At 66.9% G+C, this 22,261-nt stretch carries 25 protein-coding genes; 15 read left to right on the top strand and 10 right to left on the bottom strand.

Annotation, left to right across the window (positions count from 1 at the left end; genetic code table 11):
- Positions 1-91: 91 nt before the first annotated feature.
- Positions 92-1,750, top strand: coding sequence for an Hsp70 family protein (locus tag ACFO5K_RS25965; protein ID WP_378568252.1), 1,659 nt, complete (start codon positions 92-94; stop codon positions 1,748-1,750).
- A gap of 130 nt (positions 1,751-1,880) precedes the next feature.
- Here the strand turns inward: ACFO5K_RS25965 and ACFO5K_RS25960 are convergent, their stop codons facing one another.
- Positions 1,881-2,504, bottom strand: a complete 624-nt coding sequence (locus ACFO5K_RS25960; RefSeq protein WP_378568250.1) for a TetR/AcrR family transcriptional regulator — start codon at positions 2,502-2,504, stop codon at positions 1,881-1,883.
- Between the two features lie 67 nt (positions 2,505-2,571).
- Between ACFO5K_RS25960 and ACFO5K_RS25955 the strand changes: the two genes are divergently transcribed.
- Together ACFO5K_RS25955 and ACFO5K_RS25950 are read left to right on the top strand one after the other, a co-directional pair.
- Complete coding sequence (locus tag ACFO5K_RS25955) at positions 2,572-3,057, top strand: anthrone oxygenase family protein (RefSeq protein ID WP_378568248.1); 486 nt, start codon at positions 2,572-2,574, stop codon at positions 3,055-3,057.
- Entirely contained in the window at positions 3,054-3,662 is a 609-nt protein-coding gene (locus ACFO5K_RS25950; RefSeq protein ID WP_378568246.1) for an ATPase, read from the top strand. Before ACFO5K_RS25955 ends, ACFO5K_RS25950 begins: the two co-directional genes overlap by 4 nt.
- On the opposite strand, the gene tsaD is transcribed toward ACFO5K_RS25950, so the two are convergent.
- The 7 genes from tsaD to ACFO5K_RS25915 all read right to left on the bottom strand — a co-directional run bounded on the left by tsaD (position 3,659) and on the right by ACFO5K_RS25915 (position 10,185).
- Positions 3,659-4,705 (bottom strand): tRNA (adenosine(37)-N6)-threonylcarbamoyltransferase complex transferase subunit TsaD, encoded by a 1,047-nt coding sequence (gene tsaD / locus ACFO5K_RS25945; protein WP_378568244.1) that lies wholly within the window; start codon positions 4,703-4,705, stop codon positions 3,659-3,661. The two genes, ACFO5K_RS25950 and tsaD, sit on opposite strands and share 4 nt — an antisense overlap.
- Positions 4,702-5,244 (bottom strand): ribosomal protein S18-alanine N-acetyltransferase, encoded by a 543-nt coding sequence (gene rimI / locus ACFO5K_RS25940; RefSeq protein ID WP_378568339.1) that lies wholly within the window; start codon positions 5,242-5,244, stop codon positions 4,702-4,704. The genes tsaD and rimI overlap by 4 nt, the downstream gene beginning before the upstream one ends.
- Before the next feature lie 26 nt (positions 5,245-5,270).
- Positions 5,271-5,963, bottom strand: coding sequence for a tRNA (adenosine(37)-N6)-threonylcarbamoyltransferase complex dimerization subunit type 1 TsaB (gene tsaB / locus ACFO5K_RS25935; protein WP_378568242.1), 693 nt, complete (start codon positions 5,961-5,963; stop codon positions 5,271-5,273).
- A gap of 65 nt (positions 5,964-6,028) precedes the next feature.
- Complete coding sequence (gene tsaE, locus ACFO5K_RS25930; protein ID WP_378568240.1) at positions 6,029-6,484, bottom strand: tRNA (adenosine(37)-N6)-threonylcarbamoyltransferase complex ATPase subunit type 1 TsaE; 456 nt, start codon at positions 6,482-6,484, stop codon at positions 6,029-6,031.
- Entirely contained in the window at positions 6,477-7,547 is a 1,071-nt protein-coding gene (locus ACFO5K_RS25925; protein WP_378568238.1) for an alpha/beta fold hydrolase, read from the bottom strand. The genes tsaE and ACFO5K_RS25925 overlap by 8 nt, the downstream gene beginning before the upstream one ends.
- Complete coding sequence (gene alr, locus ACFO5K_RS25920; RefSeq protein WP_378568236.1) at positions 7,544-8,749, bottom strand: alanine racemase; 1,206 nt, start codon at positions 8,747-8,749, stop codon at positions 7,544-7,546. Before alr ends, ACFO5K_RS25925 begins: the two co-directional genes overlap by 4 nt.
- Positions 8,746-10,185: an NAD(P)H-hydrate dehydratase gene (locus tag ACFO5K_RS25915; protein WP_378568234.1), complete on the bottom strand. Its 1,440-nt coding sequence runs from the start codon at positions 10,183-10,185 to the stop codon at positions 8,746-8,748. Before ACFO5K_RS25915 ends, alr begins: the two co-directional genes overlap by 4 nt.
- 69 nt (positions 10,186-10,254) lie before the next feature.
- Here ACFO5K_RS25915 and ACFO5K_RS25910 point away from each other — a divergent pair, with 69 nt between their 5' ends.
- Entirely contained in the window at positions 10,255-10,674 is a 420-nt protein-coding gene (locus tag ACFO5K_RS25910; protein ID WP_378568232.1) for a cupredoxin domain-containing protein, read from the top strand.
- 12 nt (positions 10,675-10,686) lie between these two features.
- On the opposite strand, the gene glmS is transcribed toward ACFO5K_RS25910, so the two are convergent.
- Positions 10,687-12,567 (bottom strand): glutamine--fructose-6-phosphate transaminase (isomerizing), encoded by a 1,881-nt coding sequence (gene glmS, locus ACFO5K_RS25905; RefSeq protein WP_378568230.1) that lies wholly within the window; start codon positions 12,565-12,567, stop codon positions 10,687-10,689.
- A gap of 36 nt (positions 12,568-12,603) precedes the next feature.
- On the opposite strand from glmS, the gene ACFO5K_RS25900 reads away from it, so the two are divergent.
- A complete protein-coding gene (locus tag ACFO5K_RS25900) occupies positions 12,604-13,458 on the top strand; it encodes an alpha/beta hydrolase (protein WP_378568228.1) in 855 nt (284 codons plus the stop codon).
- A 47-nt stretch (positions 13,459-13,505) separates the two neighbouring features.
- Here the strand turns inward: ACFO5K_RS25900 and ACFO5K_RS25895 are convergent, their stop codons facing one another.
- A complete protein-coding gene (locus ACFO5K_RS25895) occupies positions 13,506-14,114 on the bottom strand; it encodes a hypothetical protein (RefSeq protein ID WP_378568226.1) in 609 nt (202 codons plus the stop codon).
- A gap of 136 nt (positions 14,115-14,250) precedes the next feature.
- Here ACFO5K_RS25895 and ACFO5K_RS25890 point away from each other — a divergent pair, with 136 nt between their 5' ends.
- The 10 genes from ACFO5K_RS25890 (at position 14,251) to ACFO5K_RS25845 (ending at position 22,220) form a co-directional block, all read left to right on the top strand.
- Positions 14,251-14,772, top strand: coding sequence for a YbaB/EbfC family nucleoid-associated protein (locus ACFO5K_RS25890; RefSeq protein ID WP_378568224.1), 522 nt, complete (start codon positions 14,251-14,253; stop codon positions 14,770-14,772).
- Positions 14,772-15,104 (top strand): WXG100 family type VII secretion target, encoded by a 333-nt coding sequence (locus ACFO5K_RS25885; protein ID WP_378568222.1) that lies wholly within the window; start codon positions 14,772-14,774, stop codon positions 15,102-15,104. Before ACFO5K_RS25890 ends, ACFO5K_RS25885 begins: the two co-directional genes overlap by 1 nt.
- Positions 15,104-15,997: a WXG100-like domain-containing protein gene (locus ACFO5K_RS25880; protein WP_378568220.1), complete on the top strand. Its 894-nt coding sequence runs from the start codon at positions 15,104-15,106 to the stop codon at positions 15,995-15,997. The genes ACFO5K_RS25885 and ACFO5K_RS25880 overlap by 1 nt, the downstream gene beginning before the upstream one ends.
- 593 nt (positions 15,998-16,590) lie before the next feature.
- On the top strand, positions 16,591-16,905 hold the full coding sequence (locus tag ACFO5K_RS25875; protein WP_378568218.1) for a hypothetical protein: 315 nt from the start codon (positions 16,591-16,593) through the stop codon (positions 16,903-16,905).
- A complete protein-coding gene (locus ACFO5K_RS25870; protein ID WP_378568216.1) occupies positions 16,905-18,500 on the top strand; it encodes a hypothetical protein in 1,596 nt (531 codons plus the stop codon). The genes ACFO5K_RS25875 and ACFO5K_RS25870 overlap by 1 nt, the downstream gene beginning before the upstream one ends.
- Positions 18,497-19,087, top strand: a complete 591-nt coding sequence (locus ACFO5K_RS25865; protein ID WP_378568214.1) for a hypothetical protein — start codon at positions 18,497-18,499, stop codon at positions 19,085-19,087. Before ACFO5K_RS25870 ends, ACFO5K_RS25865 begins: the two co-directional genes overlap by 4 nt.
- A gap of 124 nt (positions 19,088-19,211) precedes the next feature.
- Positions 19,212-19,772 (top strand): DUF3558 domain-containing protein, encoded by a 561-nt coding sequence (locus tag ACFO5K_RS25860; protein WP_378568212.1) that lies wholly within the window; start codon positions 19,212-19,214, stop codon positions 19,770-19,772.
- Between the two features lie 27 nt (positions 19,773-19,799).
- Complete coding sequence (locus tag ACFO5K_RS25855; RefSeq protein WP_378568210.1) at positions 19,800-20,261, top strand: hypothetical protein; 462 nt, start codon at positions 19,800-19,802, stop codon at positions 20,259-20,261.
- A complete protein-coding gene (locus ACFO5K_RS25850) occupies positions 20,261-21,460 on the top strand; it encodes a hypothetical protein (protein WP_378568208.1) in 1,200 nt (399 codons plus the stop codon). Before ACFO5K_RS25855 ends, ACFO5K_RS25850 begins: the two co-directional genes overlap by 1 nt.
- On the top strand, positions 21,453-22,220 hold the full coding sequence (locus ACFO5K_RS25845; RefSeq protein ID WP_378568206.1) for an ESX secretion-associated protein EspG: 768 nt from the start codon (positions 21,453-21,455) through the stop codon (positions 22,218-22,220). The genes ACFO5K_RS25850 and ACFO5K_RS25845 overlap by 8 nt, the downstream gene beginning before the upstream one ends.
- Positions 22,221-22,261: the final 41 nt, after the last annotated feature.

Below are 22,261 nucleotides of genomic sequence, written 5' to 3'. Positions count from 1 at the left end.
GTTCGCATAACAGGCTGTGACAGAGTATGCATATCGTTCCATTCGAGATGGTCGACCTGGCGTAGAACCATCCGCTCGAAGGGAGGTGAACATGCGAACATCCCTCGGCATCTCGGCCGGGAACGAGGTGGTGTGCTCAGCACTGGTCGCCACCGGACCCGCCGGTGCGCAGAACTTCGACTACCGGGTCGTCTCCGCCGACGCCGCCCACTCCGATCTCGGTGACCTCGTTTCGTCCTCGATCGAGTTGATGACCACCCAGTTACCCGTCTCCCAGACCGCGGCACTGGCCGGTGAACCACTCGGACGCTACTCCGGCGGCGCCCACCGCCGCACCGAGACGACCCGTTCCCGACCGCCCACCAGCGTGGCCGTCGCCTACCGCGGCAAGGAGCAGGCGCAGGCCATTCGCGCCGCCTGCGCGCACCACCGCGATCTGCGTCTGGTGCCCGAGGGCACCGCCGCCCTCGCCTATCTGCGCGAGACCGGACTGCTCGACCGCTACGCCACCGTGGCGGTGATCGACCTCGGCGCCACCGGGCTCACGGTCAGTGTCGCCGACTACGTCGAGGACACGATCCTGCACTCCGAACGTACGCCGACGCTGAGCGGCAACGCCATCGACGAGCTGATCTATCACCACCTCATCGACCTGCACTACGCCCGCCGCGGTGCCAGGCCCAACCGCACCACCCTCACCAACCGGGGCCGCGCCGCCAAGGAACACCTGTCCATCGCGCCCGCGGTCACCATCGACCACGTCGCCGGGCAACCGCTCAAGCTCACCCGCGCCGATTTCGAGGAGCTGATCAGCGGCCTGCTGCGCAGCATCGCGCTGTTCGCGAAGTCGGTGTTCGACCGGGCGCCGAAGTATCCCGAGGCGGTCGCGGTGATCGGCGGCTGCGCCAACATCCCGTGCGTCATCGACACGCTCGGCGCTCGTCTCGACCTGCCGGTACTCACCGTGCCCGACCCGGAGGCCGTGATCGCCAAGGGCGCGGCGCTGGTCGCCGACGCCGCCGCGCCCTCGGCCCTGCACGGTGCCACGCTCGGTGACGCGCCGAGCGGCACGTTCGCCAAGGTGGTCGGCACCCTGGCCGGTGCGGTGGTGGTGGTCGGCCTGGTCGTCGGTTACGGCGTGCAGGCCGTGACACCCGACGCCACAGACGTCACGCCGGCGGGTACCAGCAGCACCGTGCGCCAGCCGCCGCCCCCGGTGGTGCCCACGCAAGCGCCGACGCCACCGGTGCGCGAGAGCACCGACCGCACCTCGGCCACCTTCGCCCCGCCGCTCACCGAGGCCCCGGCGCCGCCGAGCACTGTCGCCCCCCCCACCGCACCGCCCACCTCGGCACCGACGAGCACGCCTGCCCCGTCCTCGTCCCCCGCGCCGACCTCGCCGACGGCCCCCACGCTGCGCCCGGACCCGAACCTGCCGGAAATCCCGTACCCGGAATCCCCAGTCGGCCCACTGGACAGCGGTTCGGCCGGTGACCGGCAAGCCCGGCCGTCCACCCCGAACACCTCCCCCACCCAGGCTCCGGCCAGCAGCACCCTGCCCATACCGGCAGACCCGGCCGAGCCCACCGAGGAACCCGCTCACGACGGCGTGCCCGAACCAGCCGCCCCGGCGCAGGCACCTGCCCACGGCAGCTTGCCCATCCCCGCACTTACCGAGGATCCGGCACACGCCGAATTCCCCGCAACGGCTGATGCCACCACGACGCCGAACGAGCCACTGCCGAGGTAGCTCCCCGGTATCGTGGGCGGATCCCGCCGACGCGATGCTCCACACTCGGAGCGATCGACGCATCCAGCCAGCACGATATCCAGCGCGCCGCCACCTTGCGCGCCGGCGGCAAACGGACCACAGCGTCACTTCATTCCACGAGATACCGGCGCAATCCGGCCAGCACGATATCCAACCCGGCCAGGAATTCCCGTTCCGGCGACAGCCCGGCCGCATCGGCCGCCGTGCGCGCGAGCAACGGAAACGCGTCGTCGGGGAGTCGTGCGAGTGCCGCGGTACCCGGTCCCGCCAGCGCCGCGTAGTGGTTGTTCTGCAGGAATCCCAGCAGATGACCCATGAGTGTGCGCTGGGCGAGCGCCCGGTCGGTACCGGTGAGGCCGGCGTCGGTGAGCGTGGCGAGCGTGGCCTCCATCAAAGCCAGTGAGCCGCGCGCCGACTGCCGGTGCCGCAGGATCAGAGGTACCGCAGCGGGATGTTCGGCCGCGGCGCGGCGCGTGCGGTCCAGCAGCAACCGGACCCGTTCGAGCCAGTCGGCTGCCGGCGGCAGCGTCAGGTCGATGTCAGCGAAGATCCGTTCCACGACAAGCACTTCGAGCACCGTGCGGTCGGCGACGTAACGGTACAGCGCCATCGTCGACATCCCGAGTTCGGTGGCGACGGCGCGCATCGTCAGTGCCTGCAGTCCGCCGTCGTCGAGCACCGCGAGCGCGGCGTCGGCCAGATCATCGGAGGTCAGCGAACGTGGGCGCGGCACGGGTTGACAGCCTACCGGGAACGCGCATACTGAACGTAAGCGTATGTTGTACACCTACGGAGGCTCCATGGCAGCACCAACCAAGCGGCCGCGGCTCACCCGGGCCGCGGCGCTGCTGTCCAGCGGCCTGCTGGGTGGTTGCTTCCTCTACGGCGGAGCCAATGTGCTCTACGCGTTCCGGGAAGTACCCCTCGATGTCCGGCTCACCTTCCACACCGCACTCATGTCCGCCAACAGCGTTGTCGTGCAGGCACTCATGGCGCTCACCGCCGCCACCTGCCTGCTGCTCGCTGTCCGGGCAGCCGGGGTCGAGCGCCTGCTCGCCGCCGCCGCGACGGTCGCCACGGTCGCGGTGTTCCTGCTCACCCGGCTCGGCAACGTGCCCATCAACCAGGACATCAAGGTATGGGCGGCCACCGGCCCGCCCACCGACTACGCCGAGCTGCTCGCCCGCTGGGAGGCGTTCCATCTCGCCCGCGTGAGCTGCGCCCTACTTGCCTTCGTTTTGATCGTCGCCACCACCGGGTTGTCCACCAAGGAGATTCAGCCATGATCACCGTCGAACTGTTCGTATCCGGGCCCGCGCTCTCCCCCGAAGCCGAGCACGACCTCGCCCAACGACTGCTGATGGCGCTCAGCACCGAAGATGCCGCACCGGCGGAGGTGATGGACGCGGCACGCGAATTCGTCCACGTGGTGATCCAGCAGCCGCAGACCTGGGCTACGGGCGGGCCGGCGCCCGAGTCGGCGCGCCGCTATCTGGCCCGGGTGACAGTGCCGAGCTCCTGGAGCAACGACCGCCGCTTCGGCGCGCACATCGTGCCGCTGGTCACCGATACGATCGCCGCGACCGAACCCGACCCCGACCGGCTGCGACGCGAACCGCACTGCGTGGTGCAGATCGTGGGACTGCGCGAGCACTGCACCGGGCTGCACGGTCGCGCAATCAGTACCACCGACCTCACCAGGCTGATGACGCAGGGTTACCGCGATTCGGGCGTCACGCCCGAGGCGCCAACCGGTGCGGCGATCGACCCGGTCTGCGGCATGCCGGTGGAGCTCGCCGACGCGGAGTTCACCCTCAACGTAGACGGTGTCGACTACGCGTTCTGCGCCCCGTCGTGTCGCAAGGTGTTCGCCGAGGACACCGCGAGCTAGCCGCGCAGGGCGCTCACCGACACCGGCAGACCGGGATCGGTGGCCACCGTCAGCTCGGCGGGCTGCGCCCCGGCCGCGATCACGTGCGCGCCCAGGGCCGCGATCATCACCCCGTTGTCTGTACACAACCGCGGCTTGGGCACGCGCAGAGTCAGTCCCGCTGCGGCGCAACGTTCTTCGGCCAGCGAGCGGATGCGGGTGTTGGCGGTGGCGCCACCGCCGAGCACGATCGTGTCGACGCCGATATCGGTGGCCGCGCGCACCGCTTTCATGGTCAGTACGTCGGCGACCGCCTCCTGGAACGATGCCGCGATATCCGGAATCGGCAACTGCTCGGGCGTGATGCCCTGGCGCTGGGCGGCCTCGACATAGCGGGCGACCGCGGTCTTGAGGCCGGAGAAGGAGAAGTCGTAGCGCGCGTCACGCGGGCCGGTCATGCCGCGCGGGAACGCGATCGCGCGGGGGTCACCGTCGGCGGCGGCCGCGTCGAGGGCGGGGCCACCGGGGTAGCCGAGGCCGAGCAGCCTGGCCACCTTGTCGAAGGCTTCGCCCGCCGCGTCGTCGACGGTGCTGCCGAGCTCGGTGATCGGGGCGCCCAGGTCGGTGACCTGCAGCAGGTGAGTGTGCCCACCGGAGACCAGCAGGGCCACCGCGGGCGGCATCGGCCCGTGCTCGAGGGTGTCCACCGCGACGTGTCCGCCGAGGTGGTTGAGCGCGTAGAACGGCACGTCCCAGGCCGCGGCGTAGGCCTTCGCCGCGGCCACACCCACCAGCAGCGCACCGGCGAGCCCGGGTCCGATGGTGACGGCGAGCGCGTCGGGTTTGCTGATGCCCGCCGCCGCCAGCGCACGGCGCATCGCGGGCACGATCGCCTCCAGATGGGCGCGTGAGGCGATCTCGGGGACCACGCCACCGAAACGGGCGTGCTGGTCGACGCTCGAGGCCACTTCGTCGGCGAGCAGTTCCACCGAACCGTCCGGGTGCCGGCGCACGACGCCGACTCCGGTTTCGTCGCAAGAGCTTTCGATGCCCATGACGATCACGACAATGCCTCGTTCCGCTGGTCGTCGGTGGGTCCGGCGGCGGTCACGGCATCCACCTCGTCGAGCCTGCCACGGGCGGCCCATTCGTCGGCCGCGGCCGTGAGTTCGGGGCGTCGCATCGTGTAGGCGTCGGCACCGCTGGGGTGGTAGTAGTTCTTGCGCAGCCCGATGATGTGGAAGCCGTGCTTGGCGTAGAGCGCGATGGCGGGGGCGTTGTCGGTGCGCACTTCCAGGAACACCGGGCCGCCGCGTTCGGCTGCGGTCGCCAGCAGTGCCTCCAGCAGCAGGGTGCCGATGCCGCCCCGATGACAGGCCGGGTCGACCCCGATCGTGTGCACTTCGGCCTCGGGATGTTCGATGTCGCCGAGCAGCGCGATACCCGCGTACCCCACCATGGCACCGCGCTCGTCGCGGGCGGTGATGTAGCGGTTGTGCGCCCCGGCCAGTTCGGAACGGAACGACACCGCCTGCCACGGGTCGTCTTCGGGGAAGAGCAGGTGTTCGAGTTCTACGCAGCGGTCGATGTCGTGCAACATCATCGGGGCGATGCGGTAGCCGGTCACACTCACACCCCGGTCCGGTCGAGGGTACGGAAACTGTTCTCCACCGCGTCGGGACGGCGCAGGTACAGCGGCACCAGCGCGTCGGGCGCGGCACCCGACAGCAGGGCTCGTGCGGCGACGGTGACCAGGCCGGCGGGCGAAGGGGTTTCACTCGGCAGCACCGGCAGGTCGAAATCGTCGACGTGGGCGGCCGACCCGGCGATCGCCACCGCCTCGCCGACCGGGACGTCGGCGGGCCTGCGCACCTCGGGACCGGCCACGCGCACCCCGTTCAGGTACCGCGCCCAGTACACCTCGCGCCGGCGCGCGTCGGTGACCACGAGCAGCTCACCGGCCTCGCGCTGCTCGCCGGTGGTGTCGGCGGCGATCGCGTCGAGGCTGCACACCCCGTGCACGGGCAGGCCGAGCGCGTCGCCGAACGCGGCGGCGGTGGCCATTCCCACGCGTAGCCCGGTGAACGGGCCCGGCCCGATCCCGACGACGATCGCGTCCAGGTCGGCGCGGTTCACCTCGGCTTCGGCGAGGCATTCCAGGATCTGCGGGGTGAGGACCTCGGCGTGGGCACGGGCGTCGACCTTCACTCGGCTGGCGAGGGTCGCCACAGCGGGCCGGGCGTCCGCATCGGCGGCCGGTGACAGGTGCACCAATCCCGCTGTAACGGCAGGTGTCGCGGTGTCGACTGCTAGTACGAGCATGATTGTCTCAACAATACCGGGTGGTATCGGCGCCCGGCGCGCACCGGTACACCGCGATCGGCGCGTTATCCGATCCATTCCCAGATGGCCGTGCGCACATCGGATTCCGGTTCCCGGGCGAGTTGCACCCGCAGATGCCGCTCGGCGAGGTGTTCCACCACACCCTTGCCCCATTCCACGACCACCACCGCGTGGTGCAGATCGGTGTCGAGGTCGAGCGCGTCGAGTTCGTCCAGGTCGCCGGCGAGGCGGTACGCGTCCACGTGCACCATCGCCACGCCCGGCGAGCCGTCGGGGCGCTGTCCGGCGCGGTGGGCGCGCGCGATGATGAACGTGGGTGAGCTCACCCGCCCCCGCACACCGAGGCCGGCGGCGATTCCCCTGGTCAGCGCGGTTTTTCCGGCGCCGAGCGGGCCGTCGAGGACCACCAGGTCGCCCGCGCGCAGCTGACCCGCGAGTTCCCGGCCGAAGGCCTCGGTGTCCTCGACCGTGTGCAGGATGCGGGTGCGCGACTCAGCCACCGACGGCCTCCCCGCCGCGGGCGTCGAAGCCGGCGCGGGCCAGCAGCCGATCGAGTGCGTCGAGGGTCACCTCGGGGAACTGCAGGTGCGGCATGTGCGCGCCCTCACCCACTTTCACCAGTTCGCTGCCCGGCAGTTCTTCGGCGAGCAGCACCGAATTGTGGAACGGGATCACCATGTCGTGCGCGCCGCCCAGGACCAGCACCGGCAGCGGCGCCAGCACCGGCAACGCGGCCGACTCGTCGTGGAGCTCAATCGTTTTCAGGAACTTCTCGACCGTCGCGACGGGTGTGCGATCGATCATCATGATGGTGAACCGCGCCAGCGTCGGGCTCACCGGCCCGTGGAACGAGCTCACGTGCAGCAACGGTGTCACCAGCTGCTTGCTCGCCGAGCGGCCCATCTGCACCAGCGCCGGCGCCGACCGCACCGCCAACCGGAAGCCGCCCATCGCGGGATGGCGCAACCACTGCAGCAGCCCGGTGGCGGCCACCTCGGCGGCCGCGGTGTTGAGCAGCGCGACCCCGATCACCCGGCGCGCGAACAGTTCGGGGAACTGGGCAGCCGCGGCGAGCACGGCCATCCCACCGAGCGAGTGCCCCACCAGCACCACCGGCCCCTTCGGTACGCACTCGCGCACCACGGTGGCCACATCGCGGCCGAGCTGGGCGACGGTGCAGCTGTCGGTGGCCGGGATGCCGGAGCGGCCGTGCCCGCGCTGGTCGAACAGCACCATCCGCACCCGTGCGCCCCACCGGCGGGCGAGATCGCGGCGCTGGAAATGGAACGACTCCATGCTGTTGCAGAAGCCGTGCACGAACACGATCGTCACCTCGGCGTCGACGTCACCGTAGGTCCGGGTGGCCAGCGACACCCCGTCATCGGTGAGGACCGAACCGGCGTCGTCCTCGTCGATCAGGGCGAAGTTCTCGTCACGGTATTCGTCGCGTTCGGCCGGCCAGCGCACCCGCGCCCCGATCCGGCGCAGCGTGTGCGCCAGCGCGAGCGCGCCCAGCACGCCCGCGGTGGCCAGGCTGCCGCGCATCACCGTGCGCCTGCTCATCGCCCGGTACCCACGTAGCGGCGGACCGCCCGCCCGCGCGGCGAGCACACGATCTCGTAATCGATGGTGTCGAGCAGTCGCGCCCAGTCCAGCGCGTGCGGGTGACCCGCGCCGCCGCCGAACAGCACCGCCCGATCGCCCGCCCGCACGCCGCCCGCGTTGTCGCCTAGGTCAACCATGAACTGGTCCATGCACACACGACCGACATTACGGTGTAATGCCCCGCCCAACCACACTTCGAAACGCCCACTCAGCGAGCGGAACACACCGTCGGCGTAACCCGCGGGCACCAGGGCGACCGTGGTGTCGCGCGGGGCGATCCAACGATGCCCGTAGGACACACCCTCCCCCGCCGACACCCGCTTCACCAGGGTCACCTCGGCCTGCAGCGTCATCGCGGGGCGCAAGCCGAAGTTACCGAGCTCGGGGACGGGTGAGAGCCCGTACACCGAGATGCCCGGACGGACGAGGTCGAAGTGCAGATCGGGCCTGGTCAGCGTGGCCGCCGAGTTCGACAGGTGCACCAGTTCGGGTTCGAGGCCGTACTCCTTGGCCTGCGCGATCGTCTCGAGGAAACGCTCGCGCTGGCGATCGATCACCGGATGCCCCGGCTCGTCGGCATGCGCGAGGTGGGAGAAGATCGCCCGCAATCGCATCCGCCGCTCGTCGACGAGACCGCGCAGCGACCGCAGCACCTGCGGGTATTCCGCCGCCGAGATGCCGTTGCGATTCAGGCCCGTGTCGACCTTGAGCGACACCGTCGCGGCGCGTCCGCCGGCCCGCACCGCCCGCTCCACCATCCGCAACTGCTCGAGCGAGGACACCCCGATCTCCACGTCGGCGGCGATCGCGGCGGCGTAGTCGGCGTCGATGGTGTTGAGCCAGCACAGGATCGGCGCGGTGATTCCCGCGGCGCGCAGCACCAGGGCCTCGGGGACCGTGGTCACTCCGAGTTCACTGGCTCCGGCGTTCAACGCGGCCCTGGCCACCTCGACCGCGCCGTGGTTGTACCCGTCAGCCTTGACCACCACCATCACCGCCGCGCCCCGCGCGAACTCACGCAGAACCCGCACGTTGTGGCTGATGGCATCCAGGTCGATGACGGTTTCCACTTGCGCATTCACCGGTCCGATCCTGCCAGGGCTGCCCGACCCCGCGGAAGCTGGGTCGCGACGCCACGACCTCGGCCGAGCCTGCCTCATCCGCCGCCGAGCTCCCGCAATACCCGCACCGCAGGCCGGATGTGTTCCAGCAACGGCCATGCCGAAACGGGCGCCCCCGCGGCCTGCCCGGCGTGGGCGGCGAGGTCGGCGGCCAGCGCATGCGCCCGTGCCCCCGCAGCCGCGGACCAGGCGGGTGTCCGCCCGGCGGCCAGCAGTGCCGCGATCACCCCCGACAGCACGTCGCCCGAGCCGGCGGTCGCGGCCCACGAACCACCGGCGTCATTGACCAGCGCCGGTCCGCCGGGCGCGGCGACGACGGTGGTGCGGCCCTTCAGCAGCACCGTGACGTTCCATGACGCGGCCAGCTCGCGCACCGCACCCACCCGGTCGGCGCCCACCGGCGTACCGGTGAGCCGGGCGAATTCCCCGGCGTGCGGTGTCAGGACGGTCGGTGCCGCCCGACCGCGTACCAGCTCCGGTTCGTGCGCCAGGATCGTCAGCCCGTCGGCATCGACGAGTACCGGCAGGTCCGTGGCCAACAACATTTCGAGGCGTTCCCGGGCTTGCGCATCGGTCCCGGCGCCCGGCCCGAACACCCACGCCTGCACCCGCCCGGTCTCCGAAATACTCGGTGCGGCCACCACTTCCGGAAACTTCTCCAGCACCTCGGTATCGCTTCCGGCGTAGCGCACCATCCCCGACGTCGCCGCCACCGCCGCACCGGTACACAGCACGCCCGCCCCCGGATACTTCGCGCTGCCCGCGCACACGCCCGTCACGCCCTGGCTGTATTTGTCGTCGAAGGGTCCCGGTACCGGCCACCCGGCCCCCACTTCCGCGGGATCGAGCTGCACCGAACCGGGTTCGGGCAACCGTAATCCGATCGGCACCAGCACGATCCGGCCGCAGCTCGCCGCAGCGAGCGCGTGCACGGGTTTGTACGCTCCGAACGCCACCGTCACCTGCGCCCGCACCGCGGGCCCATCTATGGCGCCGGTGTCCGGGTCCACCCCGCTGGGTAGATCGGCGGCGACGATCGGGGCGTCCACGGCGGCAACCATTTCCGCCGCAGCGGGCCGCAGCGGCCCTTTACCGGAGATTCCGACGATCCCGTCGATCACCACATCCACCGTGCCGAGCCGGTCGACCACCCGACCACCCGCAGCGCGCAGCGCGGCAAGCCCTTCCGCATGCGCCCGTGCGGGATTCAGCAACACGGCGACCACCGCGACACCACGCCGGCGCAGTATCGCCCCCGCCCACAACACATCTCCGCCGTTGTCCCCGGAACCGACGAGCAACCCCACCGTCCGGCCGACGACACCCCCGGTCCGCGAACGCAATTCGTCGACCACCACCGTAGCCAGCCCGAAAGCCGCCCGCCGCATGGGCATTCCCGCAGGCACCCGGGTGAACAGCTCCGCTTCGGCCGCCCGCACCTCATCGGCGGTGTAATAGCCACGCCGACCCGTCATCGTCGCCTCCGCCTCCTCGGCGCGGGCCACGACCGGCCCGCGATCGATGGCAGACTACGCTCCACAACCATGTCGATGGTTCGTCACCGCGCCGCATCCACCCGTGTCGTCGCCGGGCTCGTCGTAACCGCTGCCCTGCTGGCCGCCGGGTGTTCCAGTGGCGAAGACACCGCCACCCCCACCCGCACACCGCGCCCGGTCGCCACGACGACCAGCCCCACCGAGAACAAACCTTCCCAGCTCACAGTCGTCGTCGACGACATGACCTTCTCCCCCGCCGACGCGACCATCAAGGTCGGCGAAACCGTCACCTGGAAGTTCTCCGACAGTGCCCCCCACAACGTGCAGGGCATCGGCGACAAGGCGATGGGCATCAACAGCCCCATCATCGACAAGGGCGAATGGTCATACACCTTCACCCAGCCCGGCACCTACCGCTACCTGTGCTCGCTGCACCCGCAGATGCGCGGCACCGTCACCGTCGAATAGGACAGCGGCCGATCACTCGACCGTGACGGACTTGGCCAGGTTGCGCGGCTTGTCCACGTCGTAGCCGCGCGCCTGGGCCACCTCGGCGGCGAAGATCTGCAACGGCACCGTCGACAGCAGCGGCTGGAACAGCGTCGGCGCGGCCGGGATCTCGATCAGATCGTCGGCGAACGGGCGCACCGTGTCGTCGCCCTCCTCGGCGATGACGATGGTGCGCGCCCCACGCGCCTGGATCTCGCGAATGTTGCTGAGCAACTTGGAATGCAGCACCGCGCGCCCCTTCGGCGACGGCATCACCACGATCACCGGCAGACCCTCTTCGATCAGCGCGATCGGCCCGTGCTTGAGCTCACCGGCGGCGAAACCCTCGGCGTGCATGTAGGCGAGTTCCTTGAGCTTGAGCGCACCTTCGAGCGCCACCGGGTAACCCACGTGGCGTCCCAGGAACAGCACCGTCGGCACGTGCGCCAGCTCGCGCGCGATGGCCCGTACCTGCGGCGCGGTCTCGAGCACGCGCGAGATCAGCTTCGGCATCGCCTCGAGTTCGGCGAACTCGCGCGCCACCTCGTCGGGGTATTTGGTGCCGCGCGCCTGCGCCAGCGCCAGCCCGACCAGGTAGTTGGCCGCCACCTGCGCCAGGAACGCCTTGGTCGAGGCGACACCGATCTCGGGCCCGGTGCGGGTGTAGATCACCGCGTCGGACTCACGCGGGATCTGCGCGCCGTTGGTGTTGCAGATCGCCAGCACCCGCGCCTTCTGATCCTTGGCGTGCCGCACGGCTTCGAGGGTGTCGGCGGTTTCGCCGGACTGCGAGATCGCCACCACCAGCGTGGAACGGTCCAGCACCGGGTCGCGGTAGCGGAACTCGCTGGCCAGCTCCACCTCCACCGGCACCCTGGTCCAGTGCTCGATGGCGTACTTGGCCAGCAGACCCGCGTGATAGGAGCTGCCGCACGCCACCACGAAAACCTTGTCGAACTCGCGCAGTTCCTGGTCGGCGAGGCGTTGCTCGTCGAGCACGATCCGGCCGCCGTTCTCGTCGACCACGAAATGCCCGATCAGGGTGTCGGCGACCGCGGTCGGCTGCTCCTCGATCTCCTTGAGCATGAAGTAGTCGTGGCCGCCCTTCTCGGCGGCGGCGAGGTCCCAGTCGATGGTGAACGGCCGGCTCACCACGCCCTCGGTCTCACCGGCGAAATCGGTGACGGTGTAACCGTCGGCGGTGATCACGACCGCCTGGTTCTGCCCGAGCTCGACCGCCTCCCGGGTGTGCTCGATGAACGCGGTGACATCCGAGGCGATGAACATCTCGCCCTGCCCGACCCCGACGACCAGCGGCGTCGACTGCCGCGCGGCCACGATCGTGCCCGGATGATCGGCATGAGTGAACACCAAGGTGAACGCACCCTCGAGCCGGCGCAGCACGGCCAGCGCGCTGGCGGTGAAGTCGCCCGCGGTGGGCCCGTCGGCGTAGGCGCGCGACACCAGATGCACCGCCACCTCGGTATCGGTGTCGCTGAGCAACTCCACACCCGCGTCCTCGAGCTCGCGGCGCAGCGGCGCGAAGTTCTCGATGATGCCGTTGTGGACCACGGCGAGCTTGCCGGAGATGTCGCGATGAGGGTGCGCGTTGCGGTCGGTCGGGGCGCCGTGTGTGGCCCAGCGGGTGTGCCCCATGCCGGTCGACCCCGCGAAGCGCTGCGCGCCCGTCTCGTCCAGTTCGGCTTCCAGATTGGCCAGCCGACCGGCCTTCCGTTCGACCGCGATGCCGCCGTTCCCGTCGAGGATCGCCACGCCCGCCGAGTCGTATCCGCGATACTCCATGCGTCGCAGCGCGTCGACGACAACGCCGAGCGCATCCCGGTACCCGACGTAGCCCACGATTCCGCACATGGTCCACCACCCTACTGATCGGCTACGCTTCTGGCCGTGTCGGCGTCTGTGAAATCGCTCCTGAGCACCCTGTCCATCCGCGGCCCCCACCGGGTGCTGCGTGGAAACCTGGGCATCGCGGGCCAGCCGGGCGTGGTGTACACGCCCGAATCCGGGTTGAACCTGCCCGCTGTCGCGTTCGCGCACGGCTGGCTGACCAGCGCCGACAACTACAAGGGCCTACTCGAACACGTCGCATCATGGGGTTTCGTGGTCGCCGCCCCCGACACCGAACGCGGCCCGATCCCGTCACATCTGGACCTCGCCGGCGACCTGCTCACCACGCTCGACATCGTCAGCCAGGTACGCCTGGGCGACGGCACCATCAGCGTGCACCCCGACCGCCTCGCCCTGGCCGGTCACGGCATGGGCGCCGGCGCCGCCGTCATCGCCGCAGCTCAACGCCGCGTAGCCGCCGTCACCGCCCTGTTCCCCTCACCCACGTCCCCCTCGGCCGAACAGATCGCCGCCGACCTCGACACGCCCGGACTGATCCTGGCGGGCGATGACCTCGACTCGGTCAACTCCAACGCCCGCCCCCTCGCCGCCGCCTGGTCGGGCCCCGCCCTGCTGCGCCGCGTCGACGGCGCCTCCCTCACCGGCCTCGCCGAAGGCCGCCGCCTCTTCGCCGCCCTCGGCGCCGGCCGCTACGAACACAAAACCGACAAGACCACCCGCGCCCTGGTCACCGGCTACCTCCTCACCACCCTGCTGAACGAGAAGAAGTACGCACCGTTCGCCGACCCGGAAGCCGAAATCCCGCACACCACAGTCATCGACCCGACCGCCGAAGTGGAAGTCGAGGCACCGAAGCTGTCCATCGGCACGGTCGCCAAACTGATCCGCGGCTAGAGCCGCCCCGCACCCCGACGGCTCCCCTCACTCAGCCGGTTGTCGTACTACCGGGGCCACTTCTTCCTTTTGAACAGCGGTAGTAAATCGTCGGGCATCAGCTGCCGAGGAAGAAGCAAACCGTTGTTGCGCACGTTGATGTAGACAGCATGCCGGTACACCTCCACGCTGCGTACGTCCGTGTAGGCCAGTGTGTTCCACGCTGCCGGCGTGTGCACATCCATCGAAGAGTGGCCATACCGGATCGACAGGTGCGCCTCGGGGTACACGGTGGTCTTGCTGGTTTCGTCTCCCCTGATCGCGAGGACGCAACATCCAATGAAAAACCCGACCAGACACGGCACCAAGAGAACCAGATAGGCCCCGAAAACTACCGACCAATCAGTTTCTTCCGATCCTGTGAGTTCCCGGATGATGCCCGAAGCCATGACGAACAGCGGAAAGGCGAGCGTGAACGCCCAAAACGCGCGAGACAGGGCCAATCTGCGGGCGACGGTCCGTCGCAAATTTTTCGCGGTATCAGCCTCGGCGATGAACTCGACATACCGCGGCAGCATCACGTATCGATAGCCGTACTCAGCTGGCGGAAACTGCTGCCATCCCGGCTGCGGACCATGGCCCTGCCAGTACGGCCCTCCTGGATACTGCTGCTGCACCAGTCACCCCCTCCTCAACTCGCCGGGCCGTAGCCCCACCGTGACGGTACTGGCTGCAAACTATATGGAACCAATCGGCGCCTGCCCCCGTCTAATCAACGTGAAGGCCCGCTTGACCCACTACCCAGAGGATCGAATGAGCACACACGACATCGACGGTATGCGCGCCCGCAACGAAGCGCTGCGCGACCAGGTCGATTCGCTGATGAGGAGCTATACGGAGCAGCGGGACAAGCTGGCCGAGGTGCACAGGCAGCAGGCTGCGGAGCGGGTATCCGCGTGGTCCGGCGACAACCTGGTCGAGGTGGTCACCAACGCGGCGGGGATCCCGATCGAAGTGCGTGTCGAGCCCGAGGCTTTCAAGCGGTCGACCCCTGCCAAACTCGCCCAGTCGATGCTGGAGGCATCCCAGATCTGCGCCCGACTGGCCGCCGAACGTTCCCAGCAGACTCTTGCGCCCTTCCTCAACACGGGCTCCGACCTTCCAGACCTGTCCGACCTCGTCCCCGGCGCCCCGAGCATTCGCGGTCTGGTCGAGTCCATGATCCCGAAGCCGCCGGAGCAGGCGCCGCAACCACAAGCGCCGTCAGATGGATCGCATGATGACGAGGAGGAAGACGACTACTTCCGTAACCAGCGGTACCTGGGAGGCCGCTGATGAGCATCAACTTCTATGCCGATCCCGACAAACTGCGCCAGACCATTTTCGGCATGCGCACACCCACCGACAACGCACATCAACTTCTGCAGAACCTGCAAGCATCTGTTGCAGCCGAAGGCGTGTGCTGGGGCACCGATGATCCAGGCACTACATTCGCGAGCAAATACGTTGAACCCGCAGCGGACGCGTCGGAGCTCCTGGCGAAGGTGGGCCCCGTGCTTGATTACATCATGCAGACTGTCGTTCAGGCCGCCGACACCATCGAAGCGCAGGATACAACGTCTAGCGCCGCCATCCGCGGGGTTGAATCAGGTCTCGGGGGGAACTGATGGGAATCGAACTACCGGGGGTACTGAGATGGGTTGCCGACATGGCCCTGGGGCAGGACTGGCCTGAGGGTGATGAAACGGCGATGCGCCGCCTCGGCGACTCATGGACCACCACCAGCACAAATCTCGACGACATCACCGAAGCCGCTGCCAAGATTGTGCACGATGCGTTGACGAGCATCGAAGGAGACACACATGTTGCGTTGGAAGAGTTCTGGCGCCAGATAGAGGACGCGTTCGTTCAGGTCTCCGCATTGGCCACACAGCTCGGGGAGACCCTGGATGCCGATGCCTTGAATATCGAGTACACCAAGCTGAGCATCATCGCCGCACTCATCATTCTGGCTGCGGAGGTTTCAGCCGCTCTTATTGCCTCGTGTGTCACCTTTGGCGCAGCCACTCCAGGAATAGTGCTAGCGCAAGTTGCAACAAAGGCTGCCATAAAGATGTTACTCAGGCAGCTGCTAGCCAAGATATTGCAGGGAGCAATTGTCGGGGCAGCCGAAGGTGTATTGAAGGGATATTTGACCGATCTTGCAGTGCAGTCGATCCAGATCAATCGCGGCGACCGTACCACGATGGACCTCGGCCTGACGCAGACGGCCGTTACCACGGGTGGTGTGGAAGGGTTATTCGCCGGTGCAATCGGCGGGAGCGTTACCGGAAGTGTCGGGAAAGGCGATGGCTTGGCGGGCGCCCTAAACCCTGGAAGTACCGTCTCCCGTGCAGCGGGAGTCGCCGGCATTGTGAACGACGTGGTTCTCGGCCTGGAAGGCCGAAGACTTGGCAATGAGGTCAACGATGCGACAAAGATGAACGAGGCTTTCCTACCGGACGATACAAAAGATGCCCCAGCCAATGGCGCTAAAACTTCCAGCCTCGACCTGCCCTGACTTCTCAGGCCCGTCGGCAGCTTGGATGGCGAGTATGAACCTCATAGTCGTATCTCCGAAACACAACCAGGTGGTGCTCTACGACAACAGTAGTTCCGATAGCGGACAACTGACGGTCGTCAGAATGGCGCAACTGGCCAGCAACCGGATCGCAGGTGGCCGCCAGCGCGTTGACGCGGCAGTGAATGCTGACTGGCCTGGCTCCCCGAAATGTCTCCGTGTCGCCCGACTACATATGCGGGCAGCCCTGGCTGTCATCGCCCTGATCGCGACCACGTTCGCCGCGACAGCGGTGACGTGGCTCGGGCACCTTGATGAGCAGTTGTTCAGGACACTCACGCTGACTGCGGTTCTCGGCGGGGGTCCCCGCCGGGGCCGTGATCATGATCCTGCTGAGCCGAGGCGAGACCTTCGTCCGCGCCGATCTACCGTATGCAGTGGTATGCGCACACCGAACCTTCGCCGCGGCTATGGACGACAGAGCTGTTCAGCCCCGGGAACTTTGACGCCGACCGCACTGGAAACAGCCGCACTGCAACGCCTACCATGTTGCCGAAGCCAGACCGTACAGCGATAGAGGGAGGGGATGCACGGTGGGGAGCCAGGTAAGGGTCGATCCGACGCAGCTACGCAAGCTCGGGGGGAACCTGATCAGTTCCGGGAGCGCGATCAAGACCTTGAACACGGACATCAGTGGTTGGTCGTTCACCGCGGCGCAGGCGGGGCGGGCGTACGGAGACGAGGGTGCGAAGTTCGGTGCTGAGATCGTGAGCATCGGCGCATGGTTGACGCATTGGGAGACTGCAATAGCCAAGTCGGGCAATGCATACACCACCAGCGCGAATACGTATTCAGCGGTAGATGATGCCAACGTAACCAAGATCACGGCCGCTGGAGTGAGTCTCTGATGAGCTGGAAATCGGACGACACGGGCACTGTCACCGACGGTGAAATAAACTCCGACTGGGAGCACGTGGTTTCAGGCTCCGCCGGAAATGCCGACGCGATCCTCGACGAGGGTGCCGAAGGCCTCAAATATTTTGAGTACTATCTCCCCCTGTACCGACAATGCCTCGAAAAGTACGGACACGGCAACGCGGCGATAGCTGGCCGCGAATACTACACCTTATGTGGACTGTATGATGCTGAGCGAGGCATGGATATCGAGGCGCTCGAGCGAATGTCGAAAACGCTGACGAGCACACTTCCCAAACTATCTACCGAATTGCAGACCCAGCAGACGCAACGCACGTCAATACAAAGCGTTTGGCAAGGCGATGCGGGCGATGCGGCATTCACCATGCTGAATGAACAAGTTCGGCGAGCGGACGCCGATTATAATAATGCCATTGTAGCCGGTCGTGAACTGGGCGAGCTGGCGAATGCGCTACGAAACATCATCGCAGAGAAGGCGACCGATGTCAGGGGATACTGGCGCCCCGCTGGTACCGCGGACTTCGAACTGAAAGGCCGCGACGAACCATTCCTGATCGGAACAATTGAGAACTGCATCGAGTACGCAGACACTGTCGATTACCAGATGACCTTCCTTCGAGATGTATTCGCACCACAGGTCGAATCCACGGTCTTACACTTCGAAGAAGTATGCAAGGAAACTTCGAGGGTGGTCAGAGAGGTATTCAACCAAGCAACGACCGCACTAGCCGCCGTCGAAGCGGCCCCATACCCGGCACCGGAGGACGCACCGACACCGGACACTTCCCAGAAGGGCGATCCGACCACGGATACCTCTTCTGGTGGTGGAACTCCATCTAGCGGTGGTACTACCACTGGCGGCGGTGACTCGGCGGGGGAGACTCCCGAAACGGCAGCCGCTGGAGCGACCAAGACGGCGACTACCGACGACGGCTCGTCGACGAACTCGTCGACGGACCTGAGCGGTTTGCTGTCGACCGTTTCGAGCGGGCTGACGACGTTGAGCTCTGTTGTCAGCGAGTTGTCCAGCCTGACTTCGGGTTCCACCTCGTCGGCCGAAAGCATCGCCGCATCCATCGGCACCGGCCTCAGTTCACTCGGAGCGTCGATCACCAACGGTGTCGAACAGTTGAACGGCCTGTTCAGTGGAAACGGTGCCACCGAGGTCACTATCGCGGGCACCACGCTCAGCTTGGCAACCGACGACAACGGTCAGCTCACCCTCACCACGACCGACTCGGCAGGCACCGCACACGAATACGGTCTCACCCTGAACGAGAACGGCATCCCGGTCATCAGCGATAGCGCCGCAACCCCCGAGCCGGCCCCCGCTGCACCTGGTGGTGCCAACGCCGCTCCGGAACCGGACCCTGCTACGCCCAGCGAGTCCACCACCGAAGTAGTGACCGGCGAGGAAACCGTCGCACCCGAGGTCTCCGCCGTTCAGCCTGGAACTCCGGTCACCAACCACAGCCAGACTCCCGACTCCGAGCACCGGCCGACCACTCCTGAACCGGAGGCGCCGAGCGACACCGGTGCGGAGTTGGCGGAAGCAGGTCCGCTGTGACCCACTCCCCCATCGAAGATCTGGTTGCCGACCACCTCCGTAGAGTGCGCATGCTTCGGGTCGAGTTCGAAGACGAGCGAGCTCGGCTGCAAGCCAAAGGTGACGAACTGCTGGCTGCGGCCCGTGCCGCCGAAGAACGTGCTGCTGCGGAACGTGCTGCCGGGCAGCTTGCCGCCGAGCAGCTTGCGGCCGAGCAGCTTGCGGCCGAGCAGCTTGCGGCCGAGCAGCGTGGATCTGCCGCCGGCCCACAACCTTTCGTCGACATCGACGCCGCCCGTCGTGAAGAACAACTGCGCGAAGCGACTACACGTGCAGCGGCCGAGCAGGCTCGCGCGGTGGCTGCGGAAAACGCGCAGTGGGCTGCAGCCCGCGCCGCGGAGCAGCCGCCTGTTGCTGAGCATGCCGTGGCCGGCTGGCGACCTGTCGGTGACCCGACAGCGCTCCAGGAAGATGAACTGCGTGCAGCTCGCGAGGCGATCGCCCGCTCAGCCGCTGCCCGCCGAGCCGCCGAGCGCGTCGAACCAGTCGACTACGACGGCTATGACCAGGAAAGTGAGTACTTTCGCCGCAAGGATTGGTTCAGTTAGCCATAGTCAATCGCTCACTCGCGGCTCGATGTTGGCATGACCTGCTGCTCACGCGGCGTGTAAGTTCCCCGATGGGGCGGGAGCGGACCGGCCTGTTACCGGTACCGGAACTAGGAGTTGATCGATGGAACGCGCGGCAGTCGCACGGATACTGGTTGTCGGCGGGGCGATCTCGACCTTCCTCGGGGGGTGTAGCGCGGGGAGCCAAGGGGAAGCGCAGCCCAGTTCCTCGGCTACGAGTACGGCCGAGGAATCGGTGTTGCCCACCGGGTTCGACGGGTGTGCTCTGCCGCAGTTCGTGATCGACGCGGAGGAGCTGAAAAACCCGGAGAAGGACGACGGGTGGACGGCCGGTCGGAACAAATGGTTGGGATGTGGCTGGATCCAGCCACGCGGCTACGGCGCGACAATTACTGTCTCAACAATTTCGGTTGAACAAGTAAGGACGAACACAGAACACGTGGTTGGCGAGGAGCTGGAAATCTCCGGGCGGGCGGCTATTACTTCCTATCCGTCAGCCCAGGCCGGAAAATGGTGCACTACCAATGTTGAGATGAAGAACGGAAGCATGGAGATCGCGATTAACGTGCAGCCGAAACCGGAGAGGTCGGTCGGGCGGCACCCATGTGATATTTCGAAAGACCTTGCATCCATGCTAGCGCCAACCATTCAGTCTGGAAGCTGACTGGCCTAACATTCGTAGGGGGGCCGAGTGGCAACACCGCTAGAAAATATCATTCAAGAAGCTAAAAATGGCGCACTAAGTGTGTCATTCAGCACCGATGTACGTGTGAATGCCGACGAATTCGTGTACATGGAGCGAGATTGTGAAGCATTCCTCGATGAGATCGAGAGCCTACAGCGGCGGGCTGCCACCGTTGCCGCTCGCGAGAAATGGGGCTTGGGCGAGGGAACCGAAGGTTTGACGTCAGCGTCTACACTGGTGGACTGGTTTCGCAGCAAGGCAGGGAATGCTGGCATAGCTGCAGACTCTGACAATAATCTCCATGACATACTCCAGCAGCACCACGATATCGTTGTCGATATCCGAAACCTACACCGCGAGATCGCGAACCGCTACATGACTCAGGATCAAGAATTCGCCGCTCGCTACAACGAACTGTCGGCGAATGTCCCACCGTCGGCGATCGGGTCCGTGGAGGGGAAAGCTTGATGACTGGTACCGAAGACCCTCGGATCGGCGAACCGGAGAAGCCCAACAGCTGGGAGCATTGGACGATCTTCAACGCGTTCAATCCGCTCGATACCACCGAAGCCAGCAACGCGAAGTCCGAGTACACGAAGCTGGCATCGGATTGGTCAGCTGCTGTCGAGACATTCGCCGCCCGAATCCGTCGCTCGAGCACCTCCGCGTGGGAGGGCCCGGCGGCGACGGCGTCACAGAACGCCATTGCCGACTATGCGACGAGAGCACTGGCCCTGACTCCTGCGTTGAATGCCTTGGCGCAGCGGGTATCCACCACCGTCGACGGCGTGAACAATACCCGGACCGGCGTGGATGAGCCGCAGAACAGACCCGACAGCATGTGGAACCTGGACGGCTACGATTTCTTCTTCGCCGAGCCGGGAAGCCGCTCGATGACCGCCATCAACAATGCCCGCGATGCTGCACGTGAGGCAATGCAGACGCACTATGTCGACAATTTCGTGGCCGCCGAAAAAGAGATTCCCGTACTGCCGCGACCGGAGAACCCGACCTCGCCGCTCACTACTTGGCAGCCGACAGGGGGCGGCCCAGGGACCAATGGCGGGGCCAACGGCGACGGCTCGAATCCGGCAGGCGTGACCAGCGAGCAACCGGGCTCCGAGGACGGGACAGGTCCCGAGGTTTCGGAGGCTACCGAGGAGCCCACCTCAACCGACGGCACCAGTGACGGCGATACCACCGACGACACCAGCCCGTCGTCGACCCCGGAAGAATCGCCCGACTCGACATCACCTGCGTCCACCCCGACGACGGCCCCGGCTGGACTCGGCCCATCAGGGACTCCGGGTGCCGGCTCTCCTGGTGCTGGTGTACCCGGCGGCGGCGGTCCGGGAAGCAACCTCGGTGGCGGTGCCTCCGGTGGCGGAGTGCCCGGTGCCGGCGTGCCGGGCGCTGCCACACCCGGATCGCCGAGTGCGGCGGCGAAACTTCCGACCGGAGGCGCGGCCGCCGCAGCGGGCGGAAGTGGCACTGGTCGAGCGGGAACCCCTGGTATGGGCGGTGGGCGAGGCGGAGGCCAAGCCAATGACGATGAGAATCATCAGATCCCAGACTGGCTGAAGAACATGGAGAACACCGAGGAGCTGCTCGGTGAGATGCCGCGCGTCATTCAGGGTGGCGTGATCGGCGGCGATATCGATGAGTGAATGGACTTGGGAGCCTGATGATTTCGCTGCCCTCTGGTTGAATGACGCGCACGATCGGTTTCCGAGCCCACTCGGCTATACCAGTGCCATCCCCACCATCAGCGAGGAACGAGCACACCGAGCCGCGGTCCACGCGCGCTATGACGATGATGAGATCGAGCTGATCCAACTCGCCTTCCATACCTTGAGCAACTGCGACTTGCAGATCAGGATCGTGGGCGAGTCCACCCGACTGGGCGGTAATCGACGAAGAACGTACCGCCTGCTCGCCGCCCAGACCGCCCACCATGCGGTCCTGCTGTCGCAGACTGTCACCGACAATGTGGAGGAGCGCATCCGGTGCCGGCTGTTCCGGCCGGACAACCTCCCGGGCCGGATCGCCAAGCTGGTGCCCGAGTTCTCAGCAGGTCGTTCATCGAACCAAACGTTCCACCTCGACGACATCGCACCAGCGCGTCGGGGTGGCCACGTCAGCTATGGAGAATCGCCCGGCAAGCAGTTCGAGCGCTTTCTCGCGCAGTCACGCGACGGCATCGGGATAGCCGAACTCCTACCCGGCCCGTTCGGCACCCGTTCCGGACCCTGGTACAGCGCACAGTGGTTCGACTTCAGCGACGATGGCCGCTACGTGCTGCGGCGCAACCGAGAACAGGTACAGGTCCGTCCGGCCACCGGCGACGACCTGCGAACGCTCTTCGCGAACTGGATCGACCGAACCCTCAGCAGACTCCGCGAGAACGCCAACGAACCTGCTTGGTAGTGAGGGCACCAATCAGGCTCCACCGAGGGGGATCAATGGAT

This window comes from Nocardia halotolerans, from assembly GCF_042650145.1.
GTDB classification, from domain to species: domain Bacteria; phylum Actinomycetota; class Actinomycetes; order Mycobacteriales; family Mycobacteriaceae; genus Nocardia; species Nocardia halotolerans.
The sequence above is the reverse complement of the archived record's forward strand: the minus strand, read 5'-3'. Positions and strand labels throughout refer to the sequence as shown.

Bases quoted from the DNA above. Each gene is read 5' to 3' on its own strand.
- ACFO5K_RS25965 (WP_378568252.1), top strand. From the start codon at position 92: ATGCGAACATCCCTCGGCATCTCGGCCGGGAACGAGGTGGTGTGCTCA.
- ACFO5K_RS25955 (WP_378568248.1), top strand. From the start codon at position 2,572: ATGGCAGCACCAACCAAGCGGCCGCGGCTCACCCGGGCCGCGGCGCTG.
- ACFO5K_RS25950 (WP_378568246.1), top strand. From the start codon at position 3,054: ATGATCACCGTCGAACTGTTCGTATCCGGGCCCGCGCTCTCCCCCGAA.
- rimI (WP_378568339.1), bottom strand. From the start codon at position 5,244: ATGATGTTGCACGACATCGACCGCTGCGTAGAACTCGAACACCTGCTC.
- tsaB (WP_378568242.1), bottom strand. From the start codon at position 5,963: ATGCTCGTACTAGCAGTCGACACCGCGACACCTGCCGTTACAGCGGGA.
- ACFO5K_RS25925 (WP_378568238.1), bottom strand. From the start codon at position 7,547: ATGAGCAGGCGCACGGTGATGCGCGGCAGCCTGGCCACCGCGGGCGTG.
- alr (WP_378568236.1), bottom strand. From the start codon at position 8,749: ATGAGGCAGGCTCGGCCGAGGTCGTGGCGTCGCGACCCAGCTTCCGCG.
- ACFO5K_RS25915 (WP_378568234.1), bottom strand. From the start codon at position 10,185: ATGACGGGTCGGCGTGGCTATTACACCGCCGATGAGGTGCGGGCGGCC.
- ACFO5K_RS25910 (WP_378568232.1), top strand. From the start codon at position 10,255: ATGTCGATGGTTCGTCACCGCGCCGCATCCACCCGTGTCGTCGCCGGG.
- glmS (WP_378568230.1), bottom strand. From the start codon at position 12,567: ATGTGCGGAATCGTGGGCTACGTCGGGTACCGGGATGCGCTCGGCGTT.
- ACFO5K_RS25890 (WP_378568224.1), top strand. From the start codon at position 14,251: ATGAGCACACACGACATCGACGGTATGCGCGCCCGCAACGAAGCGCTG.
- ACFO5K_RS25885 (WP_378568222.1), top strand. From the start codon at position 14,772: ATGAGCATCAACTTCTATGCCGATCCCGACAAACTGCGCCAGACCATT.
- ACFO5K_RS25880 (WP_378568220.1), top strand. From the start codon at position 15,104: ATGGGAATCGAACTACCGGGGGTACTGAGATGGGTTGCCGACATGGCC.
- ACFO5K_RS25870 (WP_378568216.1), top strand. From the start codon at position 16,905: ATGAGCTGGAAATCGGACGACACGGGCACTGTCACCGACGGTGAAATA.
- ACFO5K_RS25860 (WP_378568212.1), top strand. From the start codon at position 19,212: ATGGAACGCGCGGCAGTCGCACGGATACTGGTTGTCGGCGGGGCGATC.
- ACFO5K_RS25850 (WP_378568208.1), top strand. From the start codon at position 20,261: ATGACTGGTACCGAAGACCCTCGGATCGGCGAACCGGAGAAGCCCAAC.
- ACFO5K_RS25845 (WP_378568206.1), top strand. From the start codon at position 21,453: ATGAGTGAATGGACTTGGGAGCCTGATGATTTCGCTGCCCTCTGGTTG.